The 18,239-nt window shown below is 66.0% G+C and carries 24 protein-coding genes and 1 tRNA gene; 10 read left to right on the top strand and 15 right to left on the bottom strand.

What is annotated here, in order from left to right; translation table 11 throughout:
* Positions 1–64 precede the first annotated feature (64 nt).
* Both D3874_RS07345 and D3874_RS07340 read left to right on the top strand, forming a co-directional pair.
* Positions 65–439, top strand: coding sequence for an EF-hand domain-containing protein (locus D3874_RS07345; RefSeq protein WP_119782196.1), 375 nt, complete (start codon positions 65–67; stop codon positions 437–439).
* Between the two features lie 80 nt (positions 440–519).
* On the top strand, positions 520–948 hold the full coding sequence (locus D3874_RS07340; RefSeq protein ID WP_158595878.1) for an EF-hand domain-containing protein: 429 nt from the start codon (positions 520–522) through the stop codon (positions 946–948).
* Between the two features lie 46 nt (positions 949–994).
* Here D3874_RS07340 and mscL read toward each other — a convergent pair whose 3' ends face one another.
* Positions 995–1,417, bottom strand: a complete 423-nt coding sequence (gene mscL, locus D3874_RS07335) for a large-conductance mechanosensitive channel protein MscL (RefSeq protein WP_119777498.1) — start codon at positions 1,415–1,417, stop codon at positions 995–997.
* Positions 1,418–1,695: 278 nt separating this feature from the next.
* Between mscL and nosP the strand changes: the two genes are divergently transcribed.
* On the top strand, positions 1,696–2,856 hold the full coding sequence (gene nosP, locus D3874_RS07330) for a nitric oxide-sensing protein NosP (protein ID WP_119777497.1): 1,161 nt from the start codon (positions 1,696–1,698) through the stop codon (positions 2,854–2,856).
* Positions 2,849–4,033 (top strand): sensor domain-containing diguanylate cyclase, encoded by a 1,185-nt coding sequence (locus D3874_RS07325; RefSeq protein WP_119777496.1) that lies wholly within the window; start codon positions 2,849–2,851, stop codon positions 4,031–4,033. Before nosP ends, D3874_RS07325 begins: the two co-directional genes overlap by 8 nt.
* Before the next feature lie 16 nt (positions 4,034–4,049).
* Here D3874_RS07325 and D3874_RS07320 read toward each other — a convergent pair whose 3' ends face one another.
* From D3874_RS07320 to D3874_RS07285, 8 genes are all read right to left on the bottom strand, one after another.
* A complete protein-coding gene (locus tag D3874_RS07320; protein ID WP_119777495.1) occupies positions 4,050–4,409 on the bottom strand; it encodes an ArsC family reductase in 360 nt (119 codons plus the stop codon).
* Positions 4,410–4,419: 10 nt separating this feature from the next.
* A complete protein-coding gene (locus tag D3874_RS07315; protein WP_119777494.1) occupies positions 4,420–5,532 on the bottom strand; it encodes an NADH:flavin oxidoreductase/NADH oxidase in 1,113 nt (370 codons plus the stop codon).
* A gap of 19 nt (positions 5,533–5,551) precedes the next feature.
* Positions 5,552–5,983: a DUF427 domain-containing protein gene (locus D3874_RS07310; RefSeq protein WP_233559868.1), complete on the bottom strand. Its 432-nt coding sequence runs from the start codon at positions 5,981–5,983 to the stop codon at positions 5,552–5,554.
* Positions 5,984–6,019: 36 nt separating this feature from the next.
* A complete protein-coding gene (locus D3874_RS07305) occupies positions 6,020–6,766 on the bottom strand; it encodes an SDR family NAD(P)-dependent oxidoreductase (protein WP_119777493.1) in 747 nt (248 codons plus the stop codon).
* A 474-nt stretch (positions 6,767–7,240) separates the two neighbouring features.
* Positions 7,241–7,822 (bottom strand): TetR/AcrR family transcriptional regulator, encoded by a 582-nt coding sequence (locus tag D3874_RS07300; protein WP_119777492.1) that lies wholly within the window; start codon positions 7,820–7,822, stop codon positions 7,241–7,243.
* Positions 7,823–7,858: 36 nt separating this feature from the next.
* Complete coding sequence (locus D3874_RS07295; RefSeq protein ID WP_119777491.1) at positions 7,859–8,491, bottom strand: glutathione S-transferase family protein; 633 nt, start codon at positions 8,489–8,491, stop codon at positions 7,859–7,861.
* Positions 8,488–8,973, bottom strand: coding sequence for an SRPBCC family protein (locus D3874_RS07290; RefSeq protein WP_119777490.1), 486 nt, complete (start codon positions 8,971–8,973; stop codon positions 8,488–8,490). The genes D3874_RS07295 and D3874_RS07290 overlap by 4 nt, the downstream gene beginning before the upstream one ends.
* On the bottom strand, positions 8,957–9,307 hold the full coding sequence (locus tag D3874_RS07285; RefSeq protein ID WP_119777489.1) for an ArsR/SmtB family transcription factor: 351 nt from the start codon (positions 9,305–9,307) through the stop codon (positions 8,957–8,959). Before D3874_RS07285 ends, D3874_RS07290 begins: the two co-directional genes overlap by 17 nt.
* Before the next feature lie 128 nt (positions 9,308–9,435).
* Here D3874_RS07285 and D3874_RS07280 point away from each other — a divergent pair, with 128 nt between their 5' ends.
* The 3 genes from D3874_RS07280 (at position 9,436) to D3874_RS07270 (ending at position 10,691) form a co-directional block, all read left to right on the top strand.
* Positions 9,436–9,792 (top strand): YciI family protein, encoded by a 357-nt coding sequence (locus D3874_RS07280; RefSeq protein WP_119777488.1) that lies wholly within the window; start codon positions 9,436–9,438, stop codon positions 9,790–9,792.
* Between the two features lie 73 nt (positions 9,793–9,865).
* Positions 9,866–10,111, top strand: coding sequence for an ArsR/SmtB family transcription factor (locus tag D3874_RS07275; protein ID WP_233559867.1), 246 nt, complete (start codon positions 9,866–9,868; stop codon positions 10,109–10,111).
* Positions 10,112–10,208: 97 nt separating this feature from the next.
* Positions 10,209–10,691 (top strand): SRPBCC family protein, encoded by a 483-nt coding sequence (locus D3874_RS07270; protein ID WP_119777487.1) that lies wholly within the window; start codon positions 10,209–10,211, stop codon positions 10,689–10,691.
* A 172-nt stretch (positions 10,692–10,863) separates the two neighbouring features.
* On the opposite strand, the gene D3874_RS07265 is transcribed toward D3874_RS07270, so the two are convergent.
* From D3874_RS07265 to D3874_RS07240, 6 genes are all read right to left on the bottom strand, one after another.
* Entirely contained in the window at positions 10,864–11,433 is a 570-nt protein-coding gene (locus D3874_RS07265; RefSeq protein ID WP_158595877.1) for a DUF4142 domain-containing protein, read from the bottom strand.
* A gap of 135 nt (positions 11,434–11,568) precedes the next feature.
* Complete coding sequence (locus tag D3874_RS07260) at positions 11,569–11,811, bottom strand: hypothetical protein (RefSeq protein ID WP_119777485.1); 243 nt, start codon at positions 11,809–11,811, stop codon at positions 11,569–11,571.
* Between the two features lie 100 nt (positions 11,812–11,911).
* Positions 11,912–12,895: an aldo/keto reductase gene (locus tag D3874_RS07255; RefSeq protein ID WP_119777484.1), complete on the bottom strand. Its 984-nt coding sequence runs from the start codon at positions 12,893–12,895 to the stop codon at positions 11,912–11,914.
* Positions 12,896–12,939: 44 nt separating this feature from the next.
* Complete coding sequence (locus tag D3874_RS07250) at positions 12,940–13,995, bottom strand: alpha/beta hydrolase (protein ID WP_199698983.1); 1,056 nt, start codon at positions 13,993–13,995, stop codon at positions 12,940–12,942.
* 29 nt (positions 13,996–14,024) lie between these two features.
* Positions 14,025–14,750, bottom strand: a complete 726-nt coding sequence (locus tag D3874_RS07245; protein ID WP_119777482.1) for a DUF4405 domain-containing protein — start codon at positions 14,748–14,750, stop codon at positions 14,025–14,027.
* A gap of 15 nt (positions 14,751–14,765) precedes the next feature.
* Complete coding sequence (locus D3874_RS07240; RefSeq protein ID WP_199698982.1) at positions 14,766–15,254, bottom strand: cytochrome P460 family protein; 489 nt, start codon at positions 15,252–15,254, stop codon at positions 14,766–14,768.
* A gap of 94 nt (positions 15,255–15,348) precedes the next feature.
* On the opposite strand from D3874_RS07240, the gene D3874_RS07235 reads away from it, so the two are divergent.
* From D3874_RS07235 to D3874_RS07220, 3 genes are all read left to right on the top strand, one after another.
* On the top strand, positions 15,349–16,248 hold the full coding sequence (locus tag D3874_RS07235; RefSeq protein ID WP_119777481.1) for a LysR family transcriptional regulator: 900 nt from the start codon (positions 15,349–15,351) through the stop codon (positions 16,246–16,248).
* Positions 16,249–16,450: 202 nt separating this feature from the next.
* Positions 16,451–16,521, top strand: a tRNA-His gene (locus D3874_RS07230).
* A 420-nt stretch (positions 16,522–16,941) separates the two neighbouring features.
* On the top strand, positions 16,942–18,090 hold the full coding sequence (locus D3874_RS07220) for a slipin family protein (protein ID WP_199698981.1): 1,149 nt from the start codon (positions 16,942–16,944) through the stop codon (positions 18,088–18,090).
* The last annotated feature ends 149 nt before the right edge of the window (positions 18,091–18,239 follow it).

Genomic DNA, 18,239 nt, shown 5'->3' with positions numbered 1-18,239 from the left:
AGGAGAGGCCGCGTTACTCCGTTCAAGAATCGCAAGCACAGTGCTTCCGGTACGGAGTTCGATCATGTCAATCATCAAGCCGGGTCACGTTGCCGGCCTGGCGCTGCTGGGCATCGCCTGGGCGGCCCTGAGCACCGCCGCCCCGGCCGACGCCCCCGCCGCTGTGCGCTCGGAAATGAAGTCGGCGCTGTTCCGGATGATGGATGTCGACAGTGACGGCATCGTCACCAAGGCCGAATTCGATGCCAGGAGCACCGGCCTGGTCAAGGAACTGGCCGGCCGCGATCCCGACCTGGCCGAGCGCTTCCTGCTGCTGACGCCCGACGAGCAGAAGCTGCGCTTCGACCAGCGCTTTGCCTCGATCGATGCCAATCGCGACGGCAGGATCGACGACCGGGAATGGGCATCGGCCCGGCCCAGCCCGCTGCTGCCCGGCTGATCGCCGCAGGAGATCGCCCCGTCCGGCCGTTCAACCCGGCAGGCGACGATCGTCGCCCTTACGATAAGGAGTCCTGGCTGATGACCGCTGTTGCCCACCGCTTTGTCGCCGGCCTCGCCGCCCTGCTGATCGCCGGCGCAGCCACCGTCTCGCCCGCCCTGGCCGACCAGGCGCCGACCGCCGCTGCACCGGCCGCCAGTGCACCGCCGGCCGGTGCACCAACGGCAGACCGGCACGCCGCCGCCAAGCAGGCACGCTTCAAGAAACTCGATGCCGATCGTGACGGTGTCGTCACCAGGGCCGAATTCGAGGCCGGCAGCCAGATGATGATCAAGCGCATCGCCGACACGAAGCCCGACCGCGTGAAGGCCTTCCTGGCCCTGCCGCCGGCCGAGCAGACCGCGCGCATCGACGGCAGCTTTGCCAGGATCGATGCCAATCACGACGGCAGGATCGACGCCGGCGAATGGCAGAGCGGCCGCGCCGGCTCCATCATCCCGCGCGGCTGATCCGGAAGGCGGGGCCAGGGCCCCGCCTTCGCGAGCGTTGCGGCGTTCAGTTTGCCTGGGACTTCAGGGCGTCGCGGATTTCGGTCAACAGGGTTTCCGTCGGCGTGGGCGCCGGCGGCGCGGCGGGTGCTGCCTCGGGCTTGCGGACCAACCGGTTGACCAGCTTCACCAGGAGGAAGATCGCGAAAGCGACGATCAGGAACTGGATCAGCACATTGATGAAGGCGCCGTAGGCAATGACCGCCGCCTTGGCCTGGCGCGCCGCCGCCAGCGAGTCGTAGGCGACACCCGACAGGTTGATGTAGAGGCCCGAGAAATCGATGCCGCCCAGGACCAGGCCGATCGGCGGCATGATGATGTCGTCGACCAGCGAGGTCACAATCTTGCCGAAGGCCGCGCCGATGATCACGCCGATGGCGAGATCAAGGACGTTGCCGCGCATGATGAATTCCCTGAATTCCTTGAACATGTGGTTCCCCTCAGAGTGATCGAGTTCGCGGCAGCCCTTTGCCCACGTTGTTACCCGACAAGGAAACGGCTTGGGAACCCCAAATTTGCCGGGCCGCGGGCGGGCCGGCCGCGCCTGCCACGCTTCGCATAAAAACCGCCCCCATCCCGACAACTCGACGTTTAAGTTTTTTAAATGGCTTGAAGCAATACTCGGGAAACTTGCTTCGGGACAAAGTAAGCAGCGCTCAAAAAGGGCCAAGCAATAACCGGCACTGACAAAGGTGCGAGGGAACAAACATGAAAGAACCGGCAATCATCCGCAGGGCGCAATCATGCGCACGCGATGCCCGCGAGGCCGTGCGCGAATTCCACGCCGCGGTGGCCCGGCCTGACACGGCCCTGGTGGTGTTCTTTTGTTCCAGCGACTACGACCTCGAGGCCCTCGCCGAAGAAATGCGGCACCTGTTCGATGGTATCCAGGTGGTGGGCTGCACCACGGCCGGGGAGATCGGACCGGCGGGCTGCCGGGACCACAGCCTCAGCGGGATGAGCTTTCCAGCCGAAAGCTTCGATATCGTCTGCGGCCAACTGGAGCAGCTTCAGCAGTTCGACATCGCCAAGGGCCAGGCCTTCGCCGAAGCCCTGCTGGAGCGCCTGAAAAGCCAGGCACCGCAGGCCGACGCCGACAACAGCTTTGCCCTTCTGCTGATCGACGGCTCGTCCGTGCGCGAAGAGCCGGTCACCCGCAGCCTGCAGAGCGCGCTGGGCCATCTGCCGCTGGTCGGCGGATCGGCGGGCGACGGCCTGAACTTCGGGAAGACCTATGTCTATTTCGGCGGCCGGTTTCAGACCGACAACGCCGCCCTGGTCCTGATCACCACCCCCTTGCCGTTCAAGCTGTTCAAGACCCAGCACTTCGTCGCCATGGACGACCGGCTGGTCGTCACCCAGGCCGACAGCCGGCTGCGCGTGGTCAACGAAATCAATGGGCTGCCGGCGGCGGAAGAATACGCGCACCTGCTGGGCGTCGATGCCCGCGACCTCGACCCCAGCCGCTTTGCCGCCTGGCCGGTGGTGGTCATGATCGACGGCACGAACTATGTCCGCTCGATCCAGAAAGCCAACCCCGACGGCAGCCTGACTTTCTTCTGCGCAATCGAGGAGGGCCTGGTCCTGCGGGTCGCCCGGGGTCAGAACCTGGTGAACAACCTGGAGCAGACGTTTTCGCAGATCCGCGCCGAAATCGGCCAGCCCCAACTGATTTTCGCCAGCGACTGCATTCTCCGCAAACTGGAAATCGCGCAAAACGGCCTGGAAGACCGGGTGGGCCAGTTGTTCGCGCAGAACAATGCGGTCGGCTTCAACACCTATGGCGAGCAGTACCACGGCGTGCATGTGAACCAGACGCTGATCGGCGTTGCCATCGGGGCCGCCCCGGCCGGAGGCCACGATGCCTGATCTGTCGTTGCCGGGACCTGACCCGGGTATGCTGGCACTGGAGAAGGAGGTCGCCCGGCTGAACAAGATGGTGCGGGCGCTGATGGATCGCGCGGAGCGCAGCACCAGCGTGCAGGCTTCCGATTTCAGCCTGTTCCAGACCGCCATCCTGCTGGAGGAGCAGGTTCGCAAGCGTACCGCTGAAGTGGAGGCGGCGCTGCGCGAGAACGAAAAGATCACGCGGGCCCTGCGCGAGTCGGAAGCGAAATTCCGCGGCCTGGTGACTCAGTCCATGGTCGGCATCGTCACGATCGAGGACGGCAAGTTCACCTATGCCAATGCCAAGTTCGAAGCGATTTTCGGCTATAGCGCGGAGGAGCTGCGCGGGATGGGTGCCATCGACCTGACGGTCGAAGAAGATCGCCCCCTGGTGGCGGAGAATCTGCGCAAGCGTCTCAGCGGCGAGGTCGACCAGGCCCACTACGTTTTCCATGGGCGGCGCAAGGACGGCATCGTCCTCGACATCGAAATTCAGGGCGGCGTGATGGAACTCGCCGGCAAGCGCGTCCTGCTCAGCCTGGTCATGGATGTAACCGAACGCGCCCGCGCCGAGCGCGAGGTGCAGGCGCTTCAGGAAAGGCTGCGCGAGCAATCGACCCATGACGCGCTGACCGGCCTCTACAACCGCCGCTATCTCGACGACACCCTGGCCCGGGAACTGACCCTGGCCCAGCGCCATGGCCACGAGGTCAGCGTGATCCTGGGTGATCTCGACCATTTCAAGTCGGTGAACGACCGCTTCGGGCACCTTGCCGGTGACGAGGTGCTGCGCGCCTTCGGCGAGTTGATGAAAGGCCATGCCCGCAGCAGCGACATCTACTGCCGCTATGGCGGCGAGGAATTCCTACTGGTGTTGCCACGGGTGACAACGGCGATCGCGATCGAACGCACCGAGCAGTTGCGCCGCTCGCTGGCCGCCACGCCGATCCCTTTCGACAAGGTGCTGATCCCGGTGACCGCCTCCTTCGGGATCGCGACCTTTCCGCGCGATGGCCAGACCGCCGACGCGCTGATCGCCGCCGCCGACAAGGCCCTGTACGGCGCCAAGGCCGCGGGCCGCAACCGGGTCCATGCCAGCTCGACCGATGCCAGGCCGCCGCACGGCACCGGCCTTCGCGCCGCCGCCCCGGTTTGCTGATCAGGAAAAGCGGGCTTCAGTCGAAGATGTCGGCATAGACCTCGGGCTTGAAGCCCACGGTCAGCCGGCCGCCGACATCCAGCACCGGGCGCTTGATCATCGACGGCTGGTCCAGCATCAGGGCGATGGCCTTGGGCTCGGTCAGGTCCGCCCGGGCTGCATCGGGCAGCTTGCGGAACGTGGTGCCGGCGCGGTTGAGCAGCACTTCCCACCCGACCTTGCGCGCCCAGCCTTCGAGCACCTCGCGCCCGATGCCCGACACCTTGTAATCATGGAAGTCATAGGCGACGCCCCGGCCCTCGAGCCAGGTGCGCGCCTTCTTCATCGTATCGCAGTTCTTGATGCCGTAGATCGCGACCGCCGGTGCCTTTGCCATGCTTGTCACCTCAGCGCGCGCCGGTGACCGTGTCGCCGAACAGGGCCTTGTGCGCATGCGGGGGCGAGCGCCAGAACTGCGGCGCGGCCTCGACGGTGGCGCCCAGTTCGGCCGCCGCATGCCAGGGCCAGCGCGGGTCGTAGAGGATGCCGCGGGCCAGCGCCACGAAATCCGCCTGGCCGCTGGCGACGATTTCCTCGGCCTGTTTTGCCTCGGTGATCAGGCCCACGGCCATGGTGTTGACGCCCGTGGCCGCCTTCACCGCCTGGGCGAAGGGCACCTGATAACCCGGGCCCAGGGCGATGCGCTGCTGTGGCGATACGCCGCCCGAGGAGACATCGATCCAGTCGACGCCGCGGGCCTTCAGGGCATGGGCGAAAACCACGGTCTGTTCCAGGTCCCAGCCGCCGGCGACCCAGTCCGAGGCCGAGACCCGGATGCCGACCGGCTTGTCCGCCGGGAAGGCCGCGCGCACCGCATCGAAAACCTCGAGCGGGAAGCGCAACCGGTTCTCCAGCGAGCCGCCGTATTCATCGGTCCGTCGATTGGCGAGGGGGGACAGGAATTGATGCAACAGGTAGCCATGGGCCGCGTGGATTTCGATCGCGTCGATGCCCAGCCGGTCTGCCCGGCGGGCCGCCGCCGCGAAAGCCTCGCGTACCCGCGCCAGGCCGGCGGCATCGAGCGCCAGGGGTGCTGCCTCGCCGTCCTTCTGCGGCACGGCCGACGGGGCATAGGGTCGCCAGCCGCCCTGGTCGGCCGGGATCAATTGTCCGCCCTCCCACGGCACATGGCTGGAGGCCTTGCGCCCCGCATGGGCAAGCTGCACGGCGACGGCGACCTTGGAATGCCGGCGGATGGCAGCCAGCACCGGCACCAGCGCCGCCTCGGTCTCGTCATCCCACAGGCCGAGATCGGCGGGGGAGATGCGGCCCTCGGGCTCGACCGCCGTCGCCTCGGTGATCAGCATGCCGGCGCCCGACAGGGCGAGATTGCCCAGGTGGATCATGTGCCAGGCCATGGCTTTGCCACCCTGCGCCGAATACTGGCACATGGGCGATATCACGATGCGGTTGGACAGGGTCAGGCCACGCAAGGTGGCGGGGGAGAACAGAACGCTCATGTCGACTTTCCAGGAAGGTTCAGGTCGCGGGCCGTTCCTCGATCGTCACGCGATCGGGGTAGAAGGCCAGGTGATCCTTGATCGGCGCCACTGCGGCATAGGGTGCCTCGTAGGTCCACACGGCGTTGGCCCCGCGCGGCGCATCGGTGATGGTGTAATAGGCGCAATCGCCCTTGTAGGGGCAGTAGGTGACGTGGTCGGTCCGCACCAGCAGGGTCATGTCGACATCCCGGCGCGGGATGTACTGGACCGCCGGATAATCCGCCTCGCGCAGGGCCAGCGCCGCCGTGGTATCGGCGATGATCCGCCCGGCCACGGAAACGACGACGCGGGCGGGGTTGCGCGCGATGGTGATCGGATGATCGGCACCGGGGAGCTTGATGGCCTTGGCGGTCATGGCATCGAATTCCTTCGTCTGCGGCGGGGCGAGCTTAGACCCGATCATGGCCATGGGCGACCGTCCGCGAAGGCCGGTCGCCCATGCGGATTACGCCGCCAGCCTGCCGCCGTCGACGGCAACGGACTGGCCGGTGAGGAACGGCGCCTTGGCCGAGGCCAGGAAGACGATGGTCTGGGCAATCTCGTCGGCGGTACCGGCACGGCCGGCGGGGATGCCGGCCAATAGCCCGGCCTTGTTCTCCTCGTTGCCGACGAAGCGGTTCAGCATGCCCGTCTCGATCGGGCCGGGTGCGACGGCGTTGATGCGCACGCCGGTCCCGGCGACTTCCAATGCCGCCGACTTGGTCAGGCCTTCGACGGCGTGCTTGCTGGCGGTATAGACCGAAGCGCCTGGCGCGCCGATGCGGCCCAGCACGGACGAGACATTGACGATGCTGCCGTGGCCCTGGGCCAGCATTACGCGCAGCGCGTGCTTCATGCCCAGCAGCGTGCCCAGAACATTGGTATCGAAGGTGGCGGCATAGCTCTCCGCCGTCTGCTCGACGACCGGGCCGGGTTGGCCCTCGGTGCCGGCATTGTTGACCGCGGCATCGAGGCGGCCGAAGCGGGCCACGGTGCGGTCGACCAGGTCGCGCACCTCGTCTTCGTTGCGCACGTCGGCGCGGATGAACTCAGCCTCCGCCCCCAGCCCGCGCAGTTCCGCGGCCAGGGCCTCGCCCGCATCGTCGCGGCGGCCAGAGACGACAAGGCGGGCACCTTCACGGGCGAAGGCCAGGGCGGTGGCGCGGCCGATGCCGGTCAAGGCGCCAGTGATCAGGACAACGGGGGAGGTCATGGGGGAATTTCCTAACGAACCGGCCGGCGCCTCATGCATCCGGCAAGGGCTAATATGGACGTCCATCTCGCCAGGTCAAGGCGATAATACGGCCGTCCATACTTTATATCTTCTCCACGCTATGCCGACCTGCCCACCACCCGCCGCCGTCATGCCCGGCCTTGTGCCACGGCTACCCGATTAAGGAAATCGGGTTGTTTCACGGCATATGCGTACCACCCTCAATCGTCATGACCGGGCTTGTCCCGGTCATCCACGTCGGGACGAGCCACATCCGTTGACGGCATAGGCAGCTTGCCGACGTGGATGGCCGGGACAAGCCCGGTCATGACGATTTAAGGTAGTGATGATGAAAGGAAACCATCCTAAGGAAGTGTCCTCCTACGCCCCTTTTTCCTTAACCGGACAGCCGTGGGACTTCGCCCGGCCATGACGAAGAGAAGGTATCCACGCCGGGGTGCCGCTGAAGGTTGTTCAGCGCAGGATCGTCTCGAACAGGATCTTCCGGAACCGCTCGACCGGGAGCGGGCTGCGGTGGGCTTTGGACAACAGGTTGGCGCCCTGCAGGGACGAGATGATGAAGCCGGCGGTCTCGTCGCAATCGAAACCCGCCGGCAGGTCGCCCGCCTTGACCGCCGCCGCCAGGCAACAGGCGACCGACTGCTCGACCTCGGCGAAGACCTCGACCAGCTTGTGACGGATGACCTCGCTCTCGGCACTCGCCTCGGCGGTGAAGTTGCCGAACAGGCAGCCGTGGCGCATCTCGCTCTGGTTCAGGCGGTGCTTGTTGGCGTCGATATAGGCGCCCAGCCGTTCCAGCGGCGGCAGCGCCTCGTTCAGCAAGGTCTCGCGCATCACGGTACGGGCGTTGGCGAGGTAGAGGTCGATGACCTCGAGGCCGAACGCCTCCTTGGAGCCGAAATGGTTGGTGAACGAGCCTTGCGGCACGCCGGCGGCCTGGACGATGTCGCGCACGCTGGCGCCGCCAAAGCCGCGCTCGTGCACGACACGCATGCCCTCTTGAAGAATCTTGTCGCGATTGGATAGCTTGGCCATGGGTTTAATATGGCCGTCCATATTATCCTGTCAAGGCTAATGGAACGGCGCCATATGGTCGCTCAGGGCACGCTGGAAAGCCGGGCGCGCCTCGCAGCGCTTCACATAGGCGGCCAGCGCCGGCTCGGCCGCCAGCAGGTCGGTATGGCGCAGGATGCGCAGCACGGCGGTCATCATGAGGTCGCCCAGGGTGAACTGCCCGGTCAGGTAGGCGCGATCGCCCAGCGCCACCGCGAGTTCGCGCAGGCGCAGTTTGACCCGCTGCTCAACCTGGGGCCGGCGGGTCGCCGCCCAGGCTTCGCCGCCATGGAACAGGTCGATCTCGGCCAGTGGCTGGACGGCCACCTCGATCGTGTTGAGTGCCGCCAGCAGCCAGGTAACCGCCTGCGCCCTGCCCGCCGCGTCGGCAGGCAACAATGCCTCGCTGCGGGCGCCGATGTGCAGGACGATGGCGCCGGATTCGAACAGGGAAATCCCGGCCTCCTCGAAGGCCGGCACTTGGCCGAAGGGCTGCCAATGGCGATAGTCGTCGGAGGCCTGAACCGCCGGATCGATCAATGTCGCCTGGTAGTCGAGGCCCGCCTCTTCCAGTGCCCAGCGCACGCGAAGATCGCGGACGAGGCCCTGGGCAAAGGGCGGCACCCATTTGAAGGCACTGATGGTAATCATGGGCGTATCTCCCGGGCCAGGGTTTCGACGTAGGTGCGCTCGCGCTCGAAGCACTGGCTCCAGCCGCCGATATGGCTGTCGCGCGCCTCGACGCTGATGAACGGCGTCTGGTGAAAGGTCTGCACCGTCTTGCCGTCCTGCTCGGCGAAGGTGACGGTGATCAGGGTCTCGATCCCCGGCTGAGCGTGGCCGTCGTCCCAGGCGAAGCTGTAGACGATGCGCCGGTTCTTCTCGATTTCGCGGTATTGCCCGCCCATCCAGCTCTCGCCGTAGGCCTGCGAGATGATGCAGGCGCGCCAGGCCCCGCCGGGGCGGAAGTCGAGCTCGCAATGGGTGCAGGTGAATTCGGTCGGCCCCAGCCAGCGGCTCATGTGTTCCGCCTGTGACCAGATGCGAAACACCAGGGCCACCGGGGCATCGAAGGTCCGGACGATCAGCAATTCGTCGTCGGCCAATTGCCGGGCTTCAGCTTTTGCGCTCATTGCCATCTCCTTTGGTCAACTGGGCCAGATAGGCCTCCATCTTGTCGAAGCTGCCTTCCCACAGGCGGCGGTAGCGCTCCAGCCAGCCGTCGACCGCCTTCAGCGGCGCCGCCTCCAGCCGGCAGGGCCGCCATTGGGCATCCCGCCCCCGCGAGATCAGCCCGGCCGCCTCCAGCACCTTCAGGTGCCGCGAGACCGCCGGCAGGCTGATCTGGAACGGTGCCGCCAATTCGTTGACCGAGGCCTCGCCCTGGCACAGGCGGCCGAGGATGGCCCGGCGCGTCGGGTCGGCCAGGGCGGCGAAGGTGGCACTCAAGGGATCGGCCGGCTCCATATTTAGCAACCTTGTTAATTAACATTTCGGTTAAATACGGAATTTTGGGCCGCCTGTCAACCGGCCTGTCTGAATCCCTGCCGCCTGGGCGTCATTATCCAGACGACACCCCGCGACGGAGATCCCGGATGCAGTATCTGCTCATGCTCTATTCCGACGAAGCCGGCTGGCACCGCCTGACGGCGCCTGAACAAAAGCAATGGATGGCGGCCTACCAGGCCTATACCGGCGCCCTGGCGTCGGCCGGCGCGCTCAGGGGCGGCAGCCACCTGGCCTCGCCCAGGACGGCGGTGACCGTGCGCGTGGCCGGCGGCAGGACCCAGGTCCTGGACGGCCCCTTCATCGAAACCAAGGAGCAACTGGCCGGCTATTTCATCATCGAGGCCCCGGACCTCGACGATGCCCTCGCCTGGGCCGCCCGCTGCCCGGCCGCCAGCCACGGCGTGATCGAAGTGCGGGCGATCGGCACGCCGCCCAGCCCGTAGATACCTAGGTATTGACCTAAGTATCAAGTTGCCTTACCGTGCGGGGCAGTGGGCGGACACGACGAGGGCGACCATGGACACGACGGCCATCACGCCCCGTCCGATCGACGGCATCTTTCGCGCCCTGGCCGATCCCACGCGGCGCGACGTGCTGGCACGGCTCAGCCACAGCCCCGCCTCGGTCAGCGAACTGGCCCGGCCGTTCGAGATGGCCCTGCCCTCGTTCCTGGAACATCTGAAGATCCTGGAAGGCAGCGGTCTGGTCAGCTCGCGCAAGGCCGGCCGGGTGCGTACCTATCAGCTCGTCCCCGGCAATTGAAGCTGGCGGAGGACTGGCTGGCCGACCAGCGCAGCCTGTGGGAAGGCCGCCTGGACCGGCTCGACCGCTATCTCATCACCCTCAAGGAGCAAGGCCAATGACCACGTCGCCGGTATGGCAACCCGACCCCAAGCTGGACCTGGTGATCGAGCGCACCATCGACGTGCCGCCGGAACTGGTCTGGACCGCCTGGACCAGGCCCGAACACATCAGCAAATGGTTCACGCCGGCCCCCTGGACGGTGACGGAATGCGAGATCGACCTGCGCCCGGGCGGCATCTTCCGCACCGTCATGCGCTCGCCCGAGGGTGAGGAAGCCGTGAACCTGGGCTGCTACCTCGAAATCGTGCCCAACCAGCGCCTGGTGTGGTCCGACGCCCTGCTGGCCGGCTTCCGCCCCTCGCCCCATCCGTTCATGACCGCGATCATGACCTTCGAGCGCGCGGGGAATGCCACGCGGTACACCGCCATGGCCGTGCACCGCGACCAGGCGACACGGGACAGGCACGAGGAGATGGGCTTCTATGACGGCTGGGGTACCGTCACCGACCAGCTCGCGGCGCTGGTCAAGACGCTGTGACCGCGTGCCTGTTGCCGGTCTGTGAGCTTGCTGATCTCACCCCGGCGTCATCCCGGCGAAGGCCGGGATCCATTCTGGGGCAGCGCGCGGTGTCGCAATGGATCCCGGCCTTCGCCGGGATGACGCGATAACTCGGACGCCTCCACGGGAATCAGGCGTTAGATTCAATCCGCTAGGACGGTGGTCCCATCGTCACCCGCAGGGCCTCGGCCTCCTCGAGGTGCGCTTGTGCCATGGCCGCGGCCCGGCCGGCAAAGCCGCGCAGGGCCTGGTCGGTACCGGCACTGGCATAGCCGCCGTGCAGGCGCCCGGCTTCGAGATTGGACTCGATCTGCTTCTCCAGATACTGGCGGTCGAAGTCATCCGCGATCCTGAGCGCGGCCAGACGCGTGTTGTGGAATGTATTGAGTGTCATGGTCGGCGCCGCCACCGGGCCGCCCTGGTAGGCCAGCACCCGCAATTCGCCGGCACTCGTGTCGTGGTCGCGGATCACGCGCTCGGCAAAGGCCGCGATCGCCCGGTCGCGGGTGCGCTCGATGGCGAGCTTGGCGGCCTCGATCTCGAACATGTCGATGCGGATGGCGGCTTCGACATAGCCGGCCTTGTCCAGCATCACGGTGCCCGGCGGGGGCGGTTCGTCGGTGCCCTCCGGGATGTGCGGCGCGGCCGGCATCAGCGTCTGGGCCCCCAGGGGCGCGCTGACCGACAGCAGCAGCAGGGCAGCAAGCGAGACAAGCCTCATGGCCTCGATCCTTCGCCAAGCCCGGCGCCACGGCATGCCAGCCGCGGCGGCGGGCAATTGCCCTCCGCCCCGCAACATCTCTTCACTCTCGCGAAGGCAACGACCGTCAGGCGGCCATTGTTCCCCAAAGGCGCCCTATGCCTTCCCCGCCGCATCGAGGGCGGCGAGATAGGCCTCGATCTCGTCGATATCGGCGGAGAAGCGATATTCCTTGTCGCCGAAGACGATCTTGGCGGTTTCCTCGTCGCGCAGCATATAGCCGCCGTGACGTTCGATCTGGGCATCGAGTTTCTGCGGCTTGAGCAGGTTCAGGCCGTGGCGGCCGGCGATGCGCCGGAGGCGGCGCTCGACCGCGTTGGGGCTGTCTCGGCGGCTCATCTGCGTCTGGGTTCCATCATGCCAATCGAGTCGGGCCGGCGGTGCCGGGCGGTGGCCAACTGTAGCCCACCGCGCCGGCAAGGTGAATCCCGGGGTTCGCTCAGCGCCCGACCCGATTTTGCAGATGCGCCGGGTAGCGGGCCCCCTGCACCGCTATCGCGGACACGGCGCTTTCGATGTCGCGCAGGTCGCCGGGGGTCAGGGCGACGTCCGCCGCACCGAGGTTTTCCTCCAGGCGGTGCAGTTTCGTGGTGCCGGGGATCGGCACGATCCAGGGTTTCCGGGCCAGCAGCCAGGCCAGCGCGATCTGCGCCGATGTCGCCTGCTTCTGCGCCGCGATCCGGCCCAGCAGGTCGACCAGGGCTTGGTTCGCCTTGCGCGCCTCGGGCGCAAAGCGGGGCACCACATTGCGGAAGTCGGTGCTGTCGAAGGTCGTGGTCTCGTTGATCGCCCCGGTGAGGAAGCCCTTGCCCAGCGGGCTGAAAGGGACGAAGCCGATCCCCAGTTCCTCGAGCGTCGGCAGGATCTCCGCCTCGGGTTCCCGCCACCACAGCGAATACTCGCTTTGCAGGGCGGCGACCGGCTGGACGGCATGGGCGCGCCGGATCGACTGCACCCCGGCTTCCGACAGGCCGAAGTGCTTCACCTTGCCTTGCTGGATCAGGTCCTTGACCGTGCCCGCCACCTCCTCGATCGGCACGTCGGGATCGACGCGGTGTTGGTAGAACAGGTCGATATGATCAGTCTTCAGCCGCCCGAGCGCCGCTTCGGCGACGGCCTTGATGCGCGCCGGCCGGCTGTCCAGCCCCTGCTGGACATCACCGCCCGCAAAGCCGAACTTGGTCGCGATCACGACCCGGTCCCGGCAGGGCGCCAGGGCCTCGCCCAGCAATGCCTCGTTGGTGAAGGGGCCGTAGGCCTCGGCCGTATCGAAGAAGGTCACACCGCGGTCGACGGCCGACCGGATCAGCTTGATCGCCTCCTGCCTCTCCGCCGCCGGGCCGTAGCCGTAGCTCAATCCCATGCAGCCCAGCCCGATCGCCGATACTTCCAGGCCGCTGGTGCCGAGTTTGCGCTTTTGCATGTTTGCTCTCCTTGATTGACATTCGCAGCGTGCAGGCCAGGCGATCAGTCCAAGTCCTTCGCTTCGAGGAACTTCGACATCTGGTCTGCGACTTCGAGATTGTTGAGATCCGAGAACGGAAAGTGCGTGTTGCCGCGGATTCCGATCTCCGGCAGATGCACCAGGATGACATCGCCGCCATGGCGGTTCACGGCATCCCGCCAGAGCCGCGCCATGGCGAGACGTACCCGCCAATTGTCCTCGCCCGGGCTCGCCGTCGGCAGCGCCGGAATGTTGTCGCCGAAGTAGACGACGATCGGGATCCTGGTGAGCCGCATGAAGTCCGGCAGCGGCACGCCGACGCCTTCGAGCGGGCCGGCCGAACTCGGCATCGGCGGCGGCACTTCGCCTTCAGGGAAAATGAAGTTGCTGCCCGGCTCGTAGGCGACGATCGCGCGGACATTCTGGTTCTTGATCGCCGTGACCCAGCCGAGACCGCCACTTTGCGAGTGAGTGACCAGGATTGCCGGCCCGATCCTGTCGAACAGGGCCGACACGCCAGCCGAGGCAACTTCGATCTCGAACGGCCCGGTATTGGGCGTCATGGAGCGGAAATACTGGTTCAGGGTTTCGCGGTCGCGCGAGAATTGAACCCCTGGGAAATAGTTCGGCCAGACACCGACGCGGAACATGCCGAACCAGACCTGCTCGTCGGGCGTGGGGGCGATCGTGGTCGCCACGGTGCTGCGCCCCGCGTCGCCCCGCCGCGGCTGATCGATGACATAGACGCCGAAGCCGCGGCGCAGAAAGATGTTCTGATATCCCTCGCGTCCATCCGGCGTGGTTTCCCAGGTCCTGGAGAACTGTCCGGCGCCATGCCAGAGCACGAGCGGCATTTTGCGGGCGTTCACCGGGATCTGGTAGAAGGCGTAGACATGGTCGCCGTGAAAGGTCTGCCCTGCCGGCGTTGGCTTGTAGGGGTCGAAGGTGCCGGGATTTGCGATCACGCTCCCGCCGGCGGCAAAACTGCCTTGCTCCTGGATGACCAGCGGTGCCGGCTTGCCGCCGTCGGCTGGCAGCGCCTGCCAAGACAAGAGGCTGGCGGCGGCGACCAGGAGCAACGCGATGGATAACTTCCGACGTTCCGGTCTCATGGAATTCTTTCCCATCGTTGCAGGTCGGAACAAGTACCGACCGGGGCTGTTGGGCGTTTGCCTTTCCGCGCCCATTTCACGAGGTAGTGGGCCAGGAACACGTAGAGCCCGCCGATCGACAGCCAACGGAGGAAGAATCCCAGCGTCGACGCCTCGAAATCCCACCAATCCAAGGTGAGTTGGAGGGACAATTTGGCGCCGACACCCATCTCGAACGAGCTTTGCACGCCGCAGGCGGCAATGGCGGCGGCGACCGCCCGCAATGCGGCGGTACGGATCGCACTCGTCGCGGCCAGCCCGAATAGATTGCGCATCGTGCTCATGATCATCGACCAGCGCAGGCCCAGGTGGATGGAGACCATCACCAGGGCCCAGTAGGCTGCAAGCGTGTGGATCTGCCGCGCGGTGTAGCCGCCGTTCAGCGGCAGGACGTCGAACAATGCGCGCGAGATCACCAGGCTGGTAACCAGCAGCGCCAGCATCACGGCCAGGAGCGACAGCGTCATCGCGCTGTTGATCAGGCCGCGCGGTTCACGCCGCGTTCTGGAAATCGTACCGTACCAGCGGCGATTGAAGGTGTTGTGCACGATGATCAGCAGGAACATGCCCGTGCCGACCAGTTCGTGAATCGTGTTGTCGAGCCAATAATAGGCAAGGCCGACCAGCACCAAGCCGGCCGCCACGAAGTCGAGCGCCAGTCGCAGCAGAAGCACCTTGTTCATCGCGCGACCGGCTTTCTACTCGAAGACCGAAATATCATTGAACGTGTACAGGTACTGGCTGTCTTCCCGCCCCTGGTGGCAGGATTGGCAGCGAGCGGTGTTCTCGTTCATGTTGATCGTCTGGTCGGGATTGAACCACTGGAACTGCCAGTCACCCGTGCGCCGGCGCTCGTCGTAATCCGTTCCCCACCCCTCGCCCTTCTCCATCACGAAATAGCGGAAGACGGCGCCGTCGCGATAATCGACGAGGACGAAATGCGTTCCATTGGGGACCGGCTGGCCGCTCTTGACGGCGTCGATCGCCTCTCGGCTCGTCAGGATGTGCTCGGTGACATTTCCGCGCGTGACGGTCGTATAGTGCACCAGTCGATCGAGGTTGTCGGGAAAGGTCACACGATTGCTCTCGGCGTCCGCCCGCCACCCGGCCAATGAGACGGCGGCGCAGGCCAAGGCGCTTAGGAGAATCCGGCCGGAGCGAGTCTTCATCTGTCGTTGCTTTCCCATGCTCATATCCCGCTGCCGTGACCTGAAGTTAGCGGGTGCGGCAACGGCCGATTAGATGATAAAATCGGCATGGACTTATAAGTTGGAATAATGAATGCCGCGGGAAAACGTCAACGACCTCCTCGCCTTCCTTGCGGTCGCGAAGGAGCGCAGCTTTACCCGCGCCGCCGCGAAGCTCGGGGTTTCCCAGTCGGCGCTCAGCCAGACCATCCGGGGAGTCGAGGAGCGCCTGGGTCTCCGGCTGTTGACCCGCACCACGCGCAGCGTCGCGCCGACGGAGGCCGGCGAACGCCTGCTGCGGACCATCGGGCCGCGGTTCGACGAGATTGAAGCGGCGCTGGCGGCCTTGAGCGAACTGCGTGAGCGGCCGGCCGGCACGATCCGCATCACCGCCGGCGAGCATCCGGCAACCGCGGTTCTCGAGCCTGCCCTGGCGCGATTGCTGCCGGACTACCCGGACATCAATGTCGAGATTGTCGTCGACTACGGCCTGACCGATATCGTCGCCGAGCGTTATGACGCCGGCGTCCGCCTGGGCGAACAGGTTGCCAAGGACATGATCGCGGTGCGCATCGGCCCGGACATGCGCATGGCGGTCGTCGGGGCGCCGGCCTACTTCGCCAAGATGAGTCCGCCACAGACACCGCAGGACCTGACGGACCACAGGTGCATCAATATGCGCCTGCCGACCTACGGCGGGCTGTACCCTTGGGAGTTCGAAAGAGACGGGCGCGAGTTGAAGGTGCGGGTCGAAGGCCAATTGGTGTTCAACAATATTGCCCTCAGGCTGAACGCCGCCCTGGCCGGCCTGGGTCTGGCCTACCTGCCCGAGGATCAGGCGCAGCCACATATCGCGCAGGGGCGGCTCGTCCGCGTGCTCGCTGACTGGTGCCCGCCGTTCTCGGGCTATCACCTCTACTACCCGAGCCGGCGACACCCCTCACCGGCCTTCGCCCTGCTCGTGGAGGCGCTGCGTTATCGCGAGCCTGGGTGAACGTTGCCTTTCACAACGGAACCGGCACACGATTTCACGCTGGCCCTGTGGATTTTCCCTCTTGCGCAAGGCGAATGCCGGACCTATAAAACCACCCCCGGTCATGAAGCCGGCGCGAGCACAACGGCTGGAGTTCCTGAACTCCGCCCGCGCGGGGCGGCCCTGCCGATCCCGTGTACGGCGCCGCGGCGGTAGATCGGATGAGGTTTTAGCTCAGCGGCAGAGCACCGGCATGGCCGGCGGTCGTGGGTTCGACTCCCGCAAACTTCGCCACTTGGATAGCTCAGCGGTAGAGCATCAGACTGTGGATCTGATTGTGGAAGGTTCGAATCCTTCTCCAAACCTGGTCTCGAAAACCAGACACCCTGCAAGGTGATCCAAAGTGGGCCGGGGACCGGCATGCGTAAGGGCCGGAAACCTCGCCATCGCCTTCGGGCGCTGGCGGCGGGGATGACCCTGACGCCTTTCGCGCGTTGCCTGGCTTCAGGTGACGGCCAAGACGCGGCCTTGCCGGCAAGCGGGGATTTCCCTGTGCGCCCGCCTTGCCGCCTCGAGGCCCTCTCCCTGCGGCCCGCGGCGCGTGGCTGCCGCCGGTCCCCGGTCTTTATATATAACCCCAGGCGTTTCCTGGGGCGGTAGCGTGAAACAGGAAAGGACAATCGACGCATGCCGTAACATGCCCGATGGAGCAAAATGATGATGTACCTTCTCGATGCACTCCGGGGACGCAAGCGCGTCCTGGTCAAGGAAAACGAACGGATCGTCGCCCTTCACAAGGGCGAGTTGCTGGGCATCTACGGCCCGGGCGAACACGCCCTGCCCAATCGCCGGCACAGCCTGGAGACGTTCCGCCACGACATCGGCAGCGCGGTTTTCGCGTCGCCCTTCGAAAAGGTCTTGTTCGACAAGCTCCCGGAGGTGGCGGCACGCCACCTGACGCAGTTCCGCACGGCGCGCGCCGAGATCGCCGTCATCGAGCGCGACGGCCAGATCCACACGGTGCTGGCACCCGATGCCAAGCTGACGGTGTGGACCGATGCCGGGCCCTGGGCCGTGACCCGTGTCGACACGTCGGCCGACCTGCGTGTCGATCCCGACCTGCTGCGCCGCCTGGCGCTGGCCACCAAGGCCGGCCTGGTCACGGCCGCCACGGTGCCGGAAGGCCACGCCGGGCTGCTCTTCGTCGACGGCATCCATGTCGAGACGCTGACGCCCGGCGTCTACGGCTTCTGGAAGGCCGGCCGGTCGGCGGCGGTGAAGGTGATCGACCTGAAGCGCCAGTCGCTGGACGTCACCGGCCAGGAAGTGCTGACCAGGGACCGCGTGACCATCCGCATCAACCTGGCGGCCGAATACCGGGTGGCCGATCCGGCCCTTGCCGTCTCGGCGGTGAAGGACTTCGCCGACAGCCTCTACCGCGCGCTGCAGTTCGCCTTCCGCAAGACGCTGGGCGTGCTCAGCCTCGACCAGATCCTGGAGAAGAAGGTGACGGTCGACGAGGAGGCCGCGGCCAAGGTGAAGGCCGACATGGCGGCGATCGGCGTCGAGGTCATCGACATCGCGCTCAAGGACGTGATCCTGCCGGGCGAGATGCGCGAGATCCTGAACCAGGTGGTCGCGGCCGAGAAGCAGGCCGAGGCCAACGTCATCCGCCGCCGCGAGGAGACGAACGCCACCCGTTCCCTGCTCAACACGGCCAAGGTGATGGCCGAGAACCCGGTGATGCTGCGCCTCAAGGAACTCGAGGCACTGGAGACGATCGCCGGCAAGGTGGAACGCCTGACGATCCACAACGGCACCGGCGGCCTGCTGAACGAGATCGTCCGGCTGCGCGACGAATAGGACATGGCACGGGCCGCGGCCCGTGCCACCTGCCTGTCCTGCAGAGACATCGTGCGTCCTTCGAGACGGTCGCTTTGCGCCCTCCTCAGGATGAGGGGAATCTTTATGGCAAAAAGATTCTCCTCATCCTGAGGAACCCCGAAGGGGGT

This window comes from Oleomonas cavernae (assembly GCF_003590945.1).
GTDB lineage: Bacteria > Pseudomonadota > Alphaproteobacteria > Zavarziniales > Zavarziniaceae > Zavarzinia > Zavarzinia cavernae.
The sequence above is the reverse complement of the archived record's forward strand: the minus strand, read 5'-3'. Positions and strand labels throughout refer to the sequence as shown.

Coding starts and splice junctions, on each gene's coding strand:
- D3874_RS07345 (WP_119782196.1), top strand. CDS start 65: ATGTCAATCATCAAGCCGGGTCACGTTGCCGGCCTGGCGCTGCTGGGC.
- D3874_RS07340 (WP_158595878.1), top strand. CDS start 520: ATGACCGCTGTTGCCCACCGCTTTGTCGCCGGCCTCGCCGCCCTGCTG.
- mscL (WP_119777498.1), bottom strand. CDS start 1,417: ATGTTCAAGGAATTCAGGGAATTCATCATGCGCGGCAACGTCCTTGAT.
- nosP (WP_119777497.1), top strand. CDS start 1,696: ATGAAAGAACCGGCAATCATCCGCAGGGCGCAATCATGCGCACGCGAT.
- D3874_RS07325 (WP_119777496.1), top strand. CDS start 2,849: ATGCCTGATCTGTCGTTGCCGGGACCTGACCCGGGTATGCTGGCACTG.
- D3874_RS07320 (WP_119777495.1), bottom strand. CDS start 4,409: ATGGCAAAGGCACCGGCGGTCGCGATCTACGGCATCAAGAACTGCGAT.
- D3874_RS07315 (WP_119777494.1), bottom strand. CDS start 5,532: ATGAGCGTTCTGTTCTCCCCCGCCACCTTGCGTGGCCTGACCCTGTCC.
- D3874_RS07310 (WP_233559868.1), bottom strand. CDS start 5,983: ATGGCCATGATCGGGTCTAAGCTCGCCCCGCCGCAGACGAAGGAATTC.
- D3874_RS07305 (WP_119777493.1), bottom strand. CDS start 6,766: ATGACCTCCCCCGTTGTCCTGATCACTGGCGCCTTGACCGGCATCGGC.
- D3874_RS07300 (WP_119777492.1), bottom strand. CDS start 7,822: ATGGCCAAGCTATCCAATCGCGACAAGATTCTTCAAGAGGGCATGCGT.
- D3874_RS07295 (WP_119777491.1), bottom strand. CDS start 8,491: ATGATTACCATCAGTGCCTTCAAATGGGTGCCGCCCTTTGCCCAGGGC.
- D3874_RS07290 (WP_119777490.1), bottom strand. CDS start 8,973: ATGAGCGCAAAAGCTGAAGCCCGGCAATTGGCCGACGACGAATTGCTG.
- D3874_RS07285 (WP_119777489.1), bottom strand. CDS start 9,307: ATGGAGCCGGCCGATCCCTTGAGTGCCACCTTCGCCGCCCTGGCCGAC.
- D3874_RS07280 (WP_119777488.1), top strand. CDS start 9,436: ATGCAGTATCTGCTCATGCTCTATTCCGACGAAGCCGGCTGGCACCGC.
- D3874_RS07275 (WP_233559867.1), top strand. CDS start 9,866: ATGGACACGACGGCCATCACGCCCCGTCCGATCGACGGCATCTTTCGC.
- D3874_RS07270 (WP_119777487.1), top strand. CDS start 10,209: ATGACCACGTCGCCGGTATGGCAACCCGACCCCAAGCTGGACCTGGTG.
- D3874_RS07265 (WP_158595877.1), bottom strand. CDS start 11,433: ATGAGGCTTGTCTCGCTTGCTGCCCTGCTGCTGCTGTCGGTCAGCGCG.
- D3874_RS07260 (WP_119777485.1), bottom strand. CDS start 11,811: ATGAGCCGCCGAGACAGCCCCAACGCGGTCGAGCGCCGCCTCCGGCGC.
- D3874_RS07255 (WP_119777484.1), bottom strand. CDS start 12,895: ATGCAAAAGCGCAAACTCGGCACCAGCGGCCTGGAAGTATCGGCGATC.
- D3874_RS07245 (WP_119777482.1), bottom strand. CDS start 14,750: ATGAACAAGGTGCTTCTGCTGCGACTGGCGCTCGACTTCGTGGCGGCC.
- D3874_RS07240 (WP_199698982.1), bottom strand. CDS start 15,254: ATGGGAAAGCAACGACAGATGAAGACTCGCTCCGGCCGGATTCTCCTA.
- D3874_RS07235 (WP_119777481.1), top strand. CDS start 15,349: ATGCCGCGGGAAAACGTCAACGACCTCCTCGCCTTCCTTGCGGTCGCG.
- D3874_RS07220 (WP_199698981.1), top strand. CDS start 16,942: ATGATGATGTACCTTCTCGATGCACTCCGGGGACGCAAGCGCGTCCTG.